Raw genomic sequence first — 13,401 nt, 5'->3', positions numbered from 1 at the left:
TTAATTTTTGCGAAGTCGTGGCCACTAGTAACGAATTCTCAACCATGTTTGCCCAAAAACAGAGGGTATGCCATTGGGAATTCAAGGAATATGACTGCCGACGCGGTTCAATCAGTACTAAAACGCTTGATGGAGCGGGTCGGGGAGAGCCCCGACCTATCGTTGATGACGCCCTGCAAAGCGATGCGCAATGCTCTTCCAAAGGCGGCGGATCATGCACTGGACCTACCGTTGATCGTGTCGGATGTTTCCCTGAAAAGTCACACTCGCGAAATGTTGCTCAGTAAACTTGAGGACAACCGCCTGTACATGCTCATACAATCTACGGACGATCGTCTCGGCATTGCGATTCCGGATGCGGCCCTATTGGCGAGTCTGATTGAGATTCAAACAATAGGGGATGTCTCACCGAATCCGCCGATTGCGCGGCGCCCCACCCGTACGGATGCGTCCTTGGTAGAGCCATTTCTAGATGCCGTTCTTGCCGAATTCGTGCATCAGCTTGCGGGCAAGGAGGAACTTCCGCGGTTTCTTGGGTTTTCCTATTCCCGTGTTATCGAAGATCAGCGCCATCTGCCCCTCGTTTTGCCAGAAGACGATTATGCGTGTTTTGAGATTGCAGTGGGGTTGGGCAAGGTGGCCAAGCCCGCTTACTTGATCCTCGCCTATCCGAGCTTGCGGGTGGATACGAAAGCATCCGAGGATGTCGGTCCCTCCAAAAAATGGACGACAAAACTCGAAGCAGGGGTGATGGGAGCCGAGGTGGAGATTGACGTGACCCTGCATACGTTCACCATGCCGTTGGACGAAGTCCCCAATCTTGTCGTTGGGTATGAAATTATACTGCCGCGTATGTCCGTGAACACCCTTAAAGTAAAAGGGAGCGATGGAAGCGTCGTCGCTCAGGGATCGTTGGGCCAGTCCAACGGTTTTCGCGCGGTAAAAATTTCGGGTGGTGAGGGTGCTAAGACGGCGCAGTCAAAGTCCTCGATGGCACAAATGAATGGAAATCCGCTTGAGGCCATGGGACCCGTCGATGGGCCAATACCTGTCACCGCGACGGATGCCGTTTTGCCAATGGACACCGGAGTTCCGAAAGATTTTTCCGATATGAGTCCACCGGATGAAGTGGACGAGCCTGACGACGGATTGGGCGATTTTCCGGCAATGGACGATTTTCCATCCATGAGTGACTTGCCACCGATGGACAATTTACCACCGATGGGCGATTTGCCAGACCTTGATTTCGAGATGGACGTGAGCCCAATTCAAATCGACTAGGAAAGTCCTATTTTTCGGCGAGAATGTCGAGTTGGTTGCGCATGGCTTCAAGCTGATAGCCTGCCGCCTCGCCTGCCGCAATGATTTGGCTTGTGGATATTTTTCCGGCACTTCCCAAGGCCCAAACGACAGTTGAGCGATTTCCCGAAGCGCAATATGCAAAACACTTGCCAGTCGCGGTTTCGATCTCACGGGCCTGAATATCGAGAATATCTTGGGTCAATTGCCCATGGACGACGGGGTTGATCACAAATTTCAGCCCCGCAGCTTCCACTGCGGCCTTGATTTCCGCCGCCTGTAGGGCTGGTGGAACTTCAGAATCCGGTCGGTTGCAAATGACCGTGGTAAAACCAGCATCCACCAAGGCCTGAACATCGTTTGGCTCAATCTGGGCAGAAACGGCATAGGTATCTGTAATCGTTTTAATATCCATGCCGTCTCTTACCACGTGATTTAGGCGGATTCTAGCCGAGATTTTAGCCTTGGCGCGAAAATCATTCCAAGCGTCATGAAGGCAACAAATGTGAGGCCTCCCACACCGCCAAAGCTCAAAGATGCAATTGCGGGACCAGGGCAAAGGCCAGCCAACCCCCAACCGGCCCCAAACAAAACCGATCCAACCACAAGGCCGCGACCAAGGCGTGGTTCTGGTGGTGCAGGGAATGTGCCACCTAATTTTGGCGTGCGCCCTTTGGAATAAGCCCATGCTACCGCCATTGGGAGGATAGCGCCGCCCATGACGAAGGCGAGCGTCGGATCCCATGATCCAAAAACGTCGAGCCAGCCAATAACGCGCTGGGTGTCCGTCATCCCAGAAATCAGCAACCCTGTGCCAAACAGGCTTCCGGCGAGAAGAGCATAAAAGTTGCGCATTAGATCACTCCCAAGATGTGACGGAACAGAACGACTGTCAGGCCGCCCGCTAGGATATAAAAAACGGTTGCAACGATGCCGCGCAACGAAAGACGCGAGATACCGCAAACGCCGTGGCCCGACGTGCATCCGTTAGCGATGCGTGTGCCAATTCCAACCAAAAGGCCCGCGGCGGCTACGATAAATAGGTTGGAGGTAACGTTGGTTTGGGAGGGGTAAACCGTGGCGGCCAAAATCGCGGGTACGATGAAAAGTCCTGCCAAAAACGAGCCGCGTTCCATGTTGCGACCCGACCCATCAATGAAACCACCGATGACACCGCTTGCGCCCATAATGCGACCGTTCATCAACAAATATACTGCTCCAGCACACCCTATGATGAGCCCGCCTATGAGGCCCATAATCCAACTTTGTTCCATTCTTCGACACCTTTTCCTGTGATTCCCCGCTGGGATGAAAAGATATATAGGCAAACTTTGATATATCTCAAGGCCGAAGCGCAAAAGCACTGTATACTGACAGCATTGACGTGGGGCTATTTTGGCGAATCGCGTTAAGTATGGAGGAAGTATGGCTTTTGAGACCTTAAAAACGGCAATTCTGCTATTGTTGGACGAAATTGAAAAAGCGCCAGAGGATGTGCATATATTGCAGGAATCTTTGCGGGAAAAACTGTCTGAGATGCGCGCGCTTGGTTTGCCAGTTCCCGAGGATTTGGAAGCCTTTGAACGCGCCCTAGAAGACGAGAGCGCGGAAGACTATTTCAACAATCTTCCCGTCTAAGGCGCTGACTTAGCTTAAAAAAATTCCGGATACGACCATCATAAGGCCGAGGATTGACGTAAACAGGGCCCCCATATTCCAAGCGACAAGACCACGCAAAAGCACGCGCATCTCTTCATCGCTTAGGCCCTGTTTGCGCGCGCGCAGCGCGGAAACAATACAATAGATCAAGCCAATCAGGCCGATCAAGGATAGCACCGCGCCAGCGATAATCAGGATGTCCATTCATTTTCTCCAAGAACAAGTGTTTTGCCGCCTAAAGGATGTCAGCTTTCAGAGCAAGCCCCTTGCGGCTCTGGATTGTGTTGAGTAGCTATGGCGCAGCAAAAAACAAAACAAACCGACGAGGGTTTTCTGATGAACGATTTTTCCAGCGATGCAACTTATCGCGTGACCGCAGACGAGCTGCGTCAATTTATTGAGCGCATAGAGCGTTTGGACGCCGAGAAAAAGGACCTCGCGGAGCAGCAAAAAGAAGTCATGTCCGAAGCAAAGGGCCGTGGATACGATACTAAAGTCCTTCGTAAAATCATTGCCCTGCGTAAGCGTGATGCGAATGATTTGGCGGAAGAAGAAGCTGTGATGGAGATGTACAAAGAAGCTTTGGGGATGACTTAAAAGCGTTTGCATGTACCGCCATCGGTAGCTTTTTAAGTACCCCAACTACGGTGGAGGTACTGCAGTCAAGCTTACCGCAAAAAAATGCGGAAGCTGGCCCGACGCGACGTTGCCCCCAAATATGTCGCTGGGCTAGCGTATCTGAAGGAACACTGCGCAAAAATCAATATCTCGATACCCGAAGTTTCGTGCTATATTGGCTTAAGAAGTAGAATAAACGAGCCCCAAAAAGAGTTGCTGAAGCTAAGTCCCTGAAAGCCTCAAAAGCTGAAGTTTTAACGGACAAAATTCGATTGAAGAGCACTTAGGTTTTAGAGCATCACTCTGAGTATGAACAACTTTTTAAACAAAATGAAAAATTGGGAAAGCAAGAAACGATAGCGACTATACCTCTTGCTTAAAAGTCCGCGGGCCTTCGCGGCCTCGTGCGCAAAACAGATGATCACTTGCGGAATTATGGGTTTTTGCGAGGTGGGAACGGCTGGCGGCTGTCGCCTGCATTCGACATCAATCCGGAGCATCGGCCGGGTGGTCAATTACAGGCACCGATTTCGGAGATTCATAGGGCAGAATATTCTATTCGCTCGGTTCTGGATACGGCCCCGTATTTTGATCTGACGACGGGCGAGGCGCGCGAGATGATTGGGGATATGGCGCGGTATATTGCCGGCTACTGGCGTTGAATTTGCAGTGAATTACAAGTGACTCGCAGCGGTTGGACCGACGATTGAAAACCATGATATCTCATAGGCTGCGCGTCTTTGAGCATGGTAGGAAACTAAACTGAGGCAGCCATCAAAATCTGCATCATCCGGAGTGGTGCTCGGTCAAACTCGCCCAATCGATTTAATGAACGGGATGTTCAAAATGGCGACTATGCATTCGGCAATGAAAAGTCTGATATGAATGCTTATCGACACCTTGAGTTCCCAAATAGATCGATCTTTCGCTTGCCACTATCCAAAGGCCGCGACTGGCCGCAAGGCTAAATTGATTAATGCGATTTTGTCGGGCGCGTTTGGCCGCGCTTATTGCACAATTCGGTGGGAACACCGGACGCTTACGACGACGTTGGGGCTCTTGCAACTCTCCCACGGCAAGCGGTTAAAAAGCGCGTTGACGATAGAAAATTAAGAAAACAAGCGACAATGAATGTGCTTTTGCAATAAATATTGTGAACTATTCATCGGTGTCATCACTGTCTTCAAGGGCCGTTCTGCGTCGGAAAAACGCAAGTAAAAGCGGCACGCTTGTTAGCAGGCCCAGTCCAAGAATCACGCCCATGATCCACTTTGAATTGCCCTCCATGGCCTCGGCTCCGAGAAAGACTAAGGCAAAGCTTGCAGGCAGAATGCCGGCGAAGGTTGCAAGTAGAAAACGCCAGAGATGCAGGCGACTGAGGCCTGCGGCGTAGCTCATTACGTCAAAGGAGACGAACGGCAGTAATCGGCTGAAGAATACCGCAAACGTTAGCGCGTTCTGCGAACCCAAAAGGCCTTTTCCGGCCTTCTCTCCAAGGAACCGCTCAACAGCGTCTTGGCCAAGATGACGTGCAATGAGAAACGCGAGAACGGCCCCCGTTTCCGCCCCAATTGCCACATAGATCATACCCGCCATCTTGCCGTAAGCGGCCCCCGCAGCAACGGCGATTGGCGCGCTAGGAATTGGGCTGGCGACAACCGCGAGGGTCATCAGCGCAATGATGGCGAGCGGGCCCAGCACCCCCAGATTTTCGATCCATGCGGTCGTTTTCTCGGCGTCAAACATGGCAGGCACCTCAAAATACCAAAGCAAGATGGCAGCGAGCGCCAAAACGGCGAAAACCGCAATGACGAGAGGCTTTGTTTTGATGGCTTTGATCCTTAACATGCGAGGGTTCCCTGAAGGGATCGGGAGCGACTTTGGTAGACCACGTCCTTCATCCAACTGTGAATTGGCCCATCATTCCGCCGTCTTCATGTTCGAGGATGTGGCAATGATACATAAAAGGGGCTTGTTTGGAGGCAGGGTGATCAAATTTGATTAAGAGATCGACAGACCCGTTGACCAGAACGGTGTCTTTCCACCCTGTGTTTTGAATTTGTGGTGGCTGGCCGTTTTCCGACAGGACTTGAAACATTGCGCCGTGAACGTGAAACGGGTGCATCATCAAGTCGGCGGAAATTGTCCAGCGTTCCATTGCGCCAAGGTCGACGTTGAAATCGATGCGCTTCATGTCAAACGGTGCCCCGTTGATGGAAAAGCGCCGGTCCGATTGGCGAAACATCATACCCATGCCCATCGACATATCGAGGGAAAAGCGACGCCATTTCGCGTTGGCGGCATCGGCGGTTGGGCGGCTACCACCAAGGGCCGTGGGGAGGCGCGTTATCCGTGTAAGAAGGGATGCATCGACACTAAAAGGAAGTACAGGGAAGTCGGCGGTGCTTTGATTGCCGCCGCCCATCATGCCCGTGTTCGGATTTTGCGCTGAAACGAGTGTCACCGTGCGTTCGTTGGAAAAATCAACCAACACTTCATACCGTTCCCCCGGTGCAATCCTGAGGCTCGTGAGGGCGATGGGTTGATCTAGGAGCCCACTATCTGTCGCAACGAGATGCATCGGCCGATTGTCGGATAAGGCCAGCGTATAAATCCGAGCGTTCGATCCGTTCAAAAGTCGCAGGCGCACCACTCCGCGCGGCACAACCGCAGTCGCGCCGATTTGTCCGTTGATCAACATCGTATCCCCAAGAAAACCGGTCATCTGTTCGGCCATCCCGATGGACAAATCCATTTGCCCATTGCGCGTAAACCGGCGATCCTGAATTACGAGAGTCAGGTCATCCACCCCGTAAGTTGACGGGAGTTCTCGGGCGTCATCTTGGCCGTCCGAGATTTGCAACACGCCTGCCAATCCCATCTGAACCTGTTTGGCCGTCGCACCATGAATGTGGGAGTGATACCAAGCTGTGGCGGTGGGTTGGGTCAGGGAGATTTCTGGTGTCCACGTTGCCTGCGGTGCGATGGGTTGATGAGGCCCCCCATCGACGCTCCCGGGCACGAGAAGCCCATGCCAATGCACCGAAATCGGCTCATTCAAACTGTTTGTAACCTCTGTGACCGTTGTTTGCCCTGTCGCCATACGCAGGGTCGGTCCAAGGAAGGGTTGGTTAAATCCCCATGTGTCAGCGCGGGACGAACCTTTAAACAAAGTTCGCCCCTTTTGCGCCTCCAACCGAACCCGCCTTGTCGTCGTTGCATCCATAAGTGGGGGCATGACGAGACGTTTGGGAGCTTCCTGACTAATGGATAAATTCGGAAAGCCCACAACTGCGGTGCTTGCTGCGATACCGCCTAGAAGGGTTCGACGTTTCAATTTGTGTCTCCGTTTATTGTTTTAGAGCAGATCGTCGGGAAGGGCGGCCTGCGCCTCTTCAATCGTCACAATTGGCAGACCCGTATTGATCCATCCGGCGCCGACACTTGACCCAAGCATCCCTTCGGAGACATCAATGAAATTTTCGTATCCAGCCGCTTTCAGGTTCTTATAAACGGCCCCTGAGCGTCCCCCCGTCGCACAGATCAGCGCAACGGGCCGGTCTTGGGCAAGCGTTCGCGCCGCCATAAGTCGCTCCGAAAACCCTTCCTCATGCAGGCTCACAGGCCACGCACCCTGTGCCACGCCTGTCTCGGCCCATTCCTGAGGCGAGCGGATATCCAACAGAAGAATTTCATCCAGTTGCAGGGCCTCATAGGTCTCAGTCACCGACCAAACCTCACGGTTTTGGGCGAAAGTAATCGGGGCGAAAGTTGTTGCGGGGAGAGCTGCGATGAGGCCGAGCAATGTCCTACGGTTCAGTTGCATAAAGGGGTTTCCTTTCGATTGTGCCGCGCGTGGTCGCCTAGTTGTCGGACGGACCAGACTCTTCACCCATACCACCGTTTCCTCGCATCGGCATGTCCATTTGGTCGGCAGGTGCGGTCATTTCGCCCATTGTTACCATGCCATCGCCATCTGCATCGAGATTTTGAAACCTATCAACCATTTGCGCGCGCACCATCATGCTGTGAAGCACTTCAAATTCGTCGATTGAAAGAGTCCCGTCGTCATTCGCATCCGAATTTGCGTGCATCGATTGCAACATTCCATGCGCTTCTTCGTCTGAAACAGTTCCGTCGCCATCGGCGTCTGCCTCAATGCCCTCCATCATCACGCCCTGCATCAACGCCATCATATTCTGGTTCATCATGGTCGAATGCATTTGCATCATCATGCCCATGCTTCCCGCCATGTCTTCATGATGGCCACCCCCCATCATTCCCATGTTTCCATTCCCGCCCATCATACCATTGAACGCTTGTGGTGCGCCTTTGGGCTTTTCTCCGTCATGATGTCCAGCGTCCGCAAAGGCGGTGGTGCTAACTGCGGTGAATAGGACAAAAGATATTGCTGTTTTGAGGGTATTTGACATTGTTGTCTCTCCAAAATTATTTCCGCTTTACACTGACAAGAAATGACAGAAACCAAAGCCAGCGCACGCTTGGATTTGTATCCATCTGTCGCAATGGAGGATGGCTGATACAATTGGCGACAAAAATGAGCCTGACCCGACGGATATATTTGATTTAGAAAGAGAACATGATGAACCCGCCACATATTCTCGTCGTAGACGACCACCTGCAAATCCGTGAAAGCGTGACCCGTTTTTTGATTAAAAATGGACTGCGGGCCACCCCAGCTAAAGATGCAAAGGACATGGATTCCAAGCTGGCGATGGGGCATTTTGACCTTATCGTTTTGGATGTCATGATGCCTGGCGAAAGCGGTCTATCGGTCTGTCAGCGCCTTTCTGGAGAGCAAAAAATACCCATCATTTTGTTGACGGCGTTGGGCGACGATACGGACCGTATTGTCGGCCTCGAAATTGGTGCAGACGACTATATTTCTAAGCCGTTTAACCCGCGAGAACTTCTGGCACGTATTAAAGCTGTGCTGCGTCGTGCGGCACAACCCGAGAGGGTGATCGGTGATTTTGCGAGTAAGAAAATACGTTTTGCACACTTAGTTCTGGATGCAGACCGGCAGGTTTTGTTGAGCGAAGGTCAGGAAGAAATCGCCTTAACAAGCGCGGATTTCAAATTGCTGGTCGTGCTGCTCGAACGCCCCCGTGTCGTTCTGAGCAGGGATCAGCTTTTGGACTTGGCGGCAGGCCGGTCTGGAGGGCCCCTTGATCGTACAATTGACAACCAAATCAGTCGATTGCGGCGCAAAATTGAAATAGACGTCCTGCGCCCTAAAATCATCAGGACCATTCGCAATGGTGGATACTGCCTGTCGGTTGATGTTGAGGTTTTTGGCGGATGATGGGGCTTTTACGTACGTTGCGTGTGCAGCTCGTTCTTCTGGTCATGGCAGCCTTGTTGGTAGCCCAATTTATTAGCCTTTGGTTGTTTGCTGACGAACGCAGCCTCGCGGTTCGCGCTGCATTGGGGTTTGAGGCTGCCGGTCGTGCGGCGAATGTTGCGCGCTTAATTGAAGAGGCTCCTCCAGAACTTCACGTCTCGATTTTGCGCGCGTCCAACTCCCCCTTGGTGCGGTTTGAATTGGCGTCTCGGCCCATTGTTCAACACGCGGACCATTCTGACAGTGGCATGGTTGAGGGACGCATTCGGGCGTTGTTAGACGACAGTTTTAGTCGCGATATTCGCGTCGAACTGCACGAAATAGAGGGGCAGATTTTGCCTCTCCCACACCTTTCGCAGGAAATGGCCCAAATGCATGTTGCCATGATGCGCGGCGAGTTGTCGGCGGTTGAAATGAACCTGTCCATTGGCATTACGGGCGGGGATTGGCTTAATGTGAGCACGCGTTTTGAACGGCCACCCATTCAATGGCCGATCTATTCCATGCTCACTTTCGCCCTCTCTGCCGCCGCAATTTTGGGGGTCGTTTTTTGGTTTTTGATGACCCGTCTTACAGGCCCGTTGCGGGGTTTGGTACAGGCGGCGGATCGTCTGGGTCGCGGTGAGGATGTCTCTGATTTACCTATGGTTGGACCCGCCGAGGTGCGCGACCTTACCTCTACTTTTAATCGGATGCAGGATCGCCTCACGCGGTTTGTAGCCGACCGCACGCGGTTGTTGGCAGCCCTTGGGCACGATCTCCGCTCACCGCTTACGGCCCTGCGTGTCCGCGCCGAAATGGTGGATGATGAGGAAACGCGTGACAGTTTGGTTGCCTCGGTCGAAGAAATGCAGTCGATGGTCGAGGCAACCCTAACCTTTGCACGCGGGTTGACGGGGGGGGAGGGGCCAGAAGTCGTTGATCTGAAAGCCTTCCTTCAATCCCTTCAAACAGACATGCACACTCCATTCGAGCTTGCAGACGGCCCAACAATCGACGTGCGCCTGCGCCCCAATGCAATGCGCCGCGCTCTTAGAAACGTCATTGAAAACGCCGTGCGCTATGGGGGAAATACACGGGTGTATCACACGGTTTCAAAAGACGAATTTGTCATAATCGTGGAGGATGACGGCCCTGGAATCCCTGCCACGGAACTTGAGCGTGTGTTCGATCCTTTTTTCCGGCTTGAGCAGTCACGGTCGTTAGAAACCGGCGGGCATGGCCTCGGACTGTCGATTGCGCGCACAATCATTGGCGCACACGGTGGCGATATATCTCTGTTAAACCGCGAAGAGAGCGGGTTGCGCGCCACAATCACCATCCCGCTCGCCAATAGCACCGCAGCATAAGGCAAGATAGACCGATAAATTTAACGATTTTTACCTCCCTTTCCCTTTAAGAGGAAAGGCACATAGAGTCACCCAAGTGACTGTAATATATTATGATTTCTCTAGACGTTGACGCCTTGATGCGCAGTTTTTTAACCAGTGATTTCACGGTTTTAAACGTGGCCGAGAATTCTCACCCGCTCAAGCCGCTGCTTTTTAAAATTGTGGGGGCACGGGGGCGTCACGCAGGGTCACTATTGCTATGGGTCCTGATCCCCCCCGTTTTTGGCGCCGGCGTTTCGCTCTTTGGCTGCAACGTCCCAGAGCGGCTAAAAGCGCGGACACTGGTGGTGCAGGCGTGGATCAGTACGGGATTCTTCTCGTTTATGTTACTGACTTCAAACCCATTCCACCGCCTCTGGATGGTAATGACCTCAACCCGTTGCTTCAAGATGGGGCCACACGCATCCGCCCCCTTGACGTATCTTTTGTGGGGTCTGCGCGCGCAATTTGCCATGCGCCGCGCATGAAATGACCTTCGCCCATACGGGGCGCGCGATTGCGATGTTTGGCTTCATTGGGTATGGCGCGTGGAAAATATAAGAAATCGTCTTTGTCACCCCTGAAACGATTATTGCTATTGCGGGATTTGGCGTGACATTTGAGGGTATGGAAGGGGTCCGTGGCCCAATTACGCCGCGGATCGCGGTGCTCTTGTGGTGGAACGTAGTGGCAAACCAATCACCTATTGGATATCCTGAGGGGCAAAGTACCAAGACAGAAAGCGCAATCCGCTCGAAACTTGCGGGCGACCTTTGTACCTCAATATAGTCCCCGGTAGCGTAAAGCCCTTCCAATCGCAACAGTCCCCGCAGAGTAACTATGAAACGATTGATTGCCTTCACGGTAATTTTTATTGCGCTTGTCGTTGGTGGGTTCTGAACCCAGACCGTGATCCAAATGAGGTACCTTCCGTGCTCATTTCTCAACCTGTGCTGGATTTCGATTTGCCGCCAATTGAAGGCATCGATGTGCCCGGATTGGCGCGTGATTTGAACTTGCTCGTGCGGGAAAGGCTGGTTGCCGGCGATAGCAACGCCCTAGCCATCGCCTTCATTCAGGTGCGGTATGGCGATTACGGCTCACCCGACCATTTTTGCTTTTGATGGCGGTGGCAATTAGGGTGCTCACCTTCCGACGAACGTCTCGTCAGGCCACACCAAAGGGACTGAGCGACGCAGAAGAACAAGAAATTGATACCTTCATCAATGAACAAAAAGCAGGACCGCACACATGATTTGGGCTTTGGTGGTATTGTTGCATTTTCCTACTAGGGCCTCAAAGGGTCGCCAGAGTTTTCCAACCTCGTTTTCGCCAACCGTCAGACAGAAGGCCAAGAAGAAGAGCGTGTTGTTGAGCTAACGGATAAGCTTTTTGCCGGTTTGCTCGCGGCCCCTGAAGGCGGTGCGTCGCAGGGCTGGATGCTAATGGCGCAAACCTACTACCGGATGGAGCGCTATGAGGAGGCCATGTCGCGGAGCAGGGCATCGAGTCTCCTCAGGCGGTCATTGAGATTGATAGGGCCGTTACCTTGGATCCAAGCAATCCGGCAGCCACGTGTTTGGGTGACGAATCTGATGATCTTGAAGGGGGGTGCGCTTTGCGAAAACCTACACCGTTCTAGATGAGCATGGGCAAGCCATTGAGCGATGCGCGTTTAGCGAATTTGGTATGGTGCGTGTTTTGTTAGCGGTTGCTTTATTTCTGGAAGCGTGAGGTCTGTGAGTGCAAATCCTTGGCGTCCGTTTTCGCAAGTGAATATGTTCTTTAGGGCTTCAGGTGTACCGGAATATTGGCTGCCGGTGAGGGCCCACATCATTACGCCTTCGTTTTGTTTTCTTGGAGCCGTGGCACTTTTTTATTCATGACTTCATGCATGAATATATGCGCGCCAACACACAGTATAATCGGAGAAAAAGCGGTTAGATTTGAGCCAATACTCGTCAGTTTTTACCTGTTAAGAACTATCCTCCAATTGGGATTAGCATGACGCGCAACAGGCAATCATTGCTAAGTGGACGAATTCTAAAGGTTGATTTTTTAGTACGCTGATTTTCGGCTTTAGAAACCTTTAGTTTATGTGAGGCTTCCAATAAACGCGTCTATCCTCCTTCAAAGTCAAGGATACATTTGGATACAAATTTGGTGCTTCCAAAACGTTGAAGCATCCCGTTAAAACTGCATAAACTAGGTCAACGTACCAGCCATTGCGCAAACATTTGAGGACGAAATGGGGAAACAAAAGTGAACAGAACTCAAAAGCACAGAGTGTTTGCCTGTGGGATCACTTTTCTAGCTATGCCTTCTGTTTTTCGGACACTCCCTATGATTTGGCAAAATTATCAGATTCAAGGCACTCGGGTGAAATCGATTTGAGTGTAGTCTTTAGAAAATTCAAAAAGGTACGATTATGATTAAATCGGGATATCTGATCGGTGGGGTCCTTTTGTTGGGCGTAGCCCTTATTGGCTGGAAGGTCATGCAGCCCGCAACTGCCCCACAAGGCCATTCAATGGCGCATCCAGACACCAGTGCAATCGCTGAAGGATCGCCGATTGTCGAAGTGCAATTGCCAACCGAACTGTCGGAAAATGCGTCAATCGGTAAACAGGTTTTCGACGCCAAATGCTCAGAATGCCATGGCGTGAACGCTGCAGGGCAAAATGGCGTTGCGCCGCCGTTGGTCCATATAATTTATGAACCGGGACATCATTCCGACGAGGCATTTTTGAATGCGGCCCAAAATGGCGTGGGATCACATCATTGGGATTTTGGCAACATGCCCCCAGTGAAAGGTTTAACACGCGCGGAAATCCTCTATGTTGCAACTTATGTTCGTGAATTGCAGCGTGAGAACGGGATTAATTGATGGTGTCAAAGGGCTCTCTGGTTTTGTTTGGGATCGTCAAAGTGGTGACGCTTGTCGCCATCCTTGTGTTTACGGTTTTCCCCCGAGACTTGAGTGCTCATGAGGATCCAAGGGATGTGGCTTCTGTTTCAATTTCACACGAGTCCCCTGATCCATCGCATGCACACAAGGAGTTGGAAGCACAATCAGGCTATTGCCATCCC

Annotated in this window: 18 protein-coding genes; 9 read left to right on the top strand and 9 right to left on the bottom strand. The window is 52.0% G+C overall.

Going from position 1 to position 13,401, the window contains the following annotated elements; translation table 11 throughout:
• Positions 1–90 precede the first annotated feature (90 nt).
• Positions 91–1,281 (top strand): FliM/FliN family flagellar motor C-terminal domain-containing protein, encoded by a 1,191-nt coding sequence (locus AB9F26_RS17410; protein ID WP_369757884.1) that lies wholly within the window; start codon positions 91–93, stop codon positions 1,279–1,281.
• A gap of 7 nt (positions 1,282–1,288) precedes the next feature.
• Here the strand turns inward: AB9F26_RS17410 and AB9F26_RS17405 are convergent, their stop codons facing one another.
• The 3 genes from AB9F26_RS17405 to AB9F26_RS17395 are packed head-to-tail and all read right to left on the bottom strand — an operon-like array spanning position 1,289 to position 2,573.
• Positions 1,289–1,714 (bottom strand): TIGR01244 family sulfur transferase, encoded by a 426-nt coding sequence (locus AB9F26_RS17405; protein ID WP_369756576.1) that lies wholly within the window; start codon positions 1,712–1,714, stop codon positions 1,289–1,291.
• Between the two features lie 20 nt (positions 1,715–1,734).
• Positions 1,735–2,154: a DUF6691 family protein gene (locus tag AB9F26_RS17400; RefSeq protein ID WP_335586252.1), complete on the bottom strand. Its 420-nt coding sequence runs from the start codon at positions 2,152–2,154 to the stop codon at positions 1,735–1,737.
• Positions 2,154–2,573 (bottom strand): YeeE/YedE family protein, encoded by a 420-nt coding sequence (locus AB9F26_RS17395; RefSeq protein WP_369768605.1) that lies wholly within the window; start codon positions 2,571–2,573, stop codon positions 2,154–2,156. Before AB9F26_RS17395 ends, AB9F26_RS17400 begins: the two co-directional genes overlap by 1 nt.
• Positions 2,574–2,724: 151 nt before the next feature.
• Here AB9F26_RS17395 and AB9F26_RS17390 point away from each other — a divergent pair, with 151 nt between their 5' ends.
• On the top strand, positions 2,725–2,937 hold the full coding sequence (locus tag AB9F26_RS17390) for a hypothetical protein (RefSeq protein ID WP_039002504.1): 213 nt from the start codon (positions 2,725–2,727) through the stop codon (positions 2,935–2,937).
• A 9-nt stretch (positions 2,938–2,946) separates the two neighbouring features.
• Here the strand turns inward: AB9F26_RS17390 and AB9F26_RS17385 are convergent, their stop codons facing one another.
• A complete protein-coding gene (locus AB9F26_RS17385) occupies positions 2,947–3,162 on the bottom strand; it encodes a hypothetical protein (protein ID WP_369768604.1) in 216 nt (71 codons plus the stop codon).
• A gap of 132 nt (positions 3,163–3,294) precedes the next feature.
• On the opposite strand from AB9F26_RS17385, the gene AB9F26_RS17380 reads away from it, so the two are divergent.
• Entirely contained in the window at positions 3,295–3,555 is a 261-nt protein-coding gene (locus AB9F26_RS17380) for a DUF2312 domain-containing protein (RefSeq protein WP_039002604.1), read from the top strand.
• Between the two features lie 425 nt (positions 3,556–3,980).
• Positions 3,981–4,238: a HipA domain-containing protein gene (locus AB9F26_RS17375; RefSeq protein ID WP_335586250.1), complete on the top strand. Its 258-nt coding sequence runs from the start codon at positions 3,981–3,983 to the stop codon at positions 4,236–4,238.
• A 496-nt stretch (positions 4,239–4,734) separates the two neighbouring features.
• Here the strand turns inward: AB9F26_RS17375 and AB9F26_RS17370 are convergent, their stop codons facing one another.
• From AB9F26_RS17370 to AB9F26_RS17355, 4 genes are read right to left on the bottom strand one after another with little or no spacing between them, the layout of a single operon-like run.
• Positions 4,735–5,424: a VTT domain-containing protein gene (locus AB9F26_RS17370; RefSeq protein ID WP_335586249.1), complete on the bottom strand. Its 690-nt coding sequence runs from the start codon at positions 5,422–5,424 to the stop codon at positions 4,735–4,737.
• 49 nt (positions 5,425–5,473) lie between these two features.
• Entirely contained in the window at positions 5,474–6,913 is a 1,440-nt protein-coding gene (locus tag AB9F26_RS17365; protein WP_369768603.1) for a multicopper oxidase domain-containing protein, read from the bottom strand.
• Positions 6,914–6,934: 21 nt separating this feature from the next.
• Positions 6,935–7,402, bottom strand: a complete 468-nt coding sequence (locus tag AB9F26_RS17360; protein ID WP_369768602.1) for a rhodanese-like domain-containing protein — start codon at positions 7,400–7,402, stop codon at positions 6,935–6,937.
• A gap of 37 nt (positions 7,403–7,439) precedes the next feature.
• Positions 7,440–8,009, bottom strand: a complete 570-nt coding sequence (locus AB9F26_RS17355) for a calcium-binding protein (protein WP_369768601.1) — start codon at positions 8,007–8,009, stop codon at positions 7,440–7,442.
• 167 nt (positions 8,010–8,176) lie between these two features.
• Between AB9F26_RS17355 and AB9F26_RS17350 the strand changes: the two genes are divergently transcribed.
• The 4 genes from AB9F26_RS17350 (at position 8,177) to AB9F26_RS17335 (ending at position 11,435) form a co-directional block, all read left to right on the top strand.
• Positions 8,177–8,902, top strand: coding sequence for a response regulator (locus tag AB9F26_RS17350; RefSeq protein WP_039002326.1), 726 nt, complete (start codon positions 8,177–8,179; stop codon positions 8,900–8,902).
• On the top strand, positions 8,899–10,290 hold the full coding sequence (locus AB9F26_RS17345) for an ATP-binding protein (RefSeq protein ID WP_335586245.1): 1,392 nt from the start codon (positions 8,899–8,901) through the stop codon (positions 10,288–10,290). Before AB9F26_RS17350 ends, AB9F26_RS17345 begins: the two co-directional genes overlap by 4 nt.
• 92 nt (positions 10,291–10,382) lie before the next feature.
• Positions 10,383–10,799, top strand: a complete 417-nt coding sequence (locus tag AB9F26_RS17340; RefSeq protein WP_369768600.1) for a hypothetical protein — start codon at positions 10,383–10,385, stop codon at positions 10,797–10,799.
• A 444-nt stretch (positions 10,800–11,243) separates the two neighbouring features.
• Positions 11,244–11,435, top strand: a complete 192-nt coding sequence (locus AB9F26_RS17335) for a cytochrome c-type biogenesis protein CcmH (RefSeq protein ID WP_369756568.1) — start codon at positions 11,244–11,246, stop codon at positions 11,433–11,435.
• 712 nt (positions 11,436–12,147) lie between these two features.
• Here AB9F26_RS17335 and AB9F26_RS17330 read toward each other — a convergent pair.
• Positions 12,148–12,267, bottom strand: a complete 120-nt coding sequence (locus AB9F26_RS17330) for a DUF2933 domain-containing protein (protein WP_369768635.1) — start codon at positions 12,265–12,267, stop codon at positions 12,148–12,150.
• A 472-nt stretch (positions 12,268–12,739) separates the two neighbouring features.
• Here AB9F26_RS17330 and AB9F26_RS17325 point away from each other — a divergent pair, with 472 nt between their 5' ends.
• The gene (locus AB9F26_RS17325) at positions 12,740–13,198 is read left to right on the top strand and encodes a cytochrome c (protein ID WP_369768599.1); all 459 of its coding nucleotides are present in this window, start codon (positions 12,740–12,742) and stop codon (positions 13,196–13,198) included.
• The last annotated feature ends 203 nt before the right edge of the window (positions 13,199–13,401 follow it).

Origin of the sequence: Falsihalocynthiibacter sp. BN13B15, from assembly GCF_041205415.1 — a bacterium.
Taxonomy (GTDB): Bacteria; Pseudomonadota; Alphaproteobacteria; order Rhodobacterales; family Rhodobacteraceae; genus Falsihalocynthiibacter; species Falsihalocynthiibacter arcticus.
This window is presented reverse-complemented; position numbering and strand designations above follow the sequence as displayed.

Bases quoted from the DNA above. Each gene is read 5' to 3' on its own strand.
- AB9F26_RS17410 (WP_369757884.1), top strand. From the start codon at position 91: ATGACTGCCGACGCGGTTCAATCAGTACTAAAACGCTTGATGGAGCGG.
- AB9F26_RS17405 (WP_369756576.1), bottom strand. From the start codon at position 1,714: ATGGATATTAAAACGATTACAGATACCTATGCCGTTTCTGCCCAGATT.
- AB9F26_RS17400 (WP_335586252.1), bottom strand. From the start codon at position 2,154: ATGCGCAACTTTTATGCTCTTCTCGCCGGAAGCCTGTTTGGCACAGGG.
- AB9F26_RS17395 (WP_369768605.1), bottom strand. From the start codon at position 2,573: ATGGAACAAAGTTGGATTATGGGCCTCATAGGCGGGCTCATCATAGGG.
- AB9F26_RS17390 (WP_039002504.1), top strand. From the start codon at position 2,725: ATGGCTTTTGAGACCTTAAAAACGGCAATTCTGCTATTGTTGGACGAA.
- AB9F26_RS17385 (WP_369768604.1), bottom strand. From the start codon at position 3,162: ATGGACATCCTGATTATCGCTGGCGCGGTGCTATCCTTGATCGGCCTG.
- AB9F26_RS17380 (WP_039002604.1), top strand. From the start codon at position 3,295: ATGAACGATTTTTCCAGCGATGCAACTTATCGCGTGACCGCAGACGAG.
- AB9F26_RS17370 (WP_335586249.1), bottom strand. From the start codon at position 5,424: ATGTTAAGGATCAAAGCCATCAAAACAAAGCCTCTCGTCATTGCGGTT.
- AB9F26_RS17360 (WP_369768602.1), bottom strand. From the start codon at position 7,402: ATGCAACTGAACCGTAGGACATTGCTCGGCCTCATCGCAGCTCTCCCC.
- AB9F26_RS17355 (WP_369768601.1), bottom strand. From the start codon at position 8,009: ATGTCAAATACCCTCAAAACAGCAATATCTTTTGTCCTATTCACCGCA.
- AB9F26_RS17350 (WP_039002326.1), top strand. From the start codon at position 8,177: ATGATGAACCCGCCACATATTCTCGTCGTAGACGACCACCTGCAAATC.
- AB9F26_RS17345 (WP_335586245.1), top strand. From the start codon at position 8,899: ATGATGGGGCTTTTACGTACGTTGCGTGTGCAGCTCGTTCTTCTGGTC.
- AB9F26_RS17340 (WP_369768600.1), top strand. From the start codon at position 10,383: ATGATTTCTCTAGACGTTGACGCCTTGATGCGCAGTTTTTTAACCAGT.
- AB9F26_RS17325 (WP_369768599.1), top strand. From the start codon at position 12,740: ATGATTAAATCGGGATATCTGATCGGTGGGGTCCTTTTGTTGGGCGTA.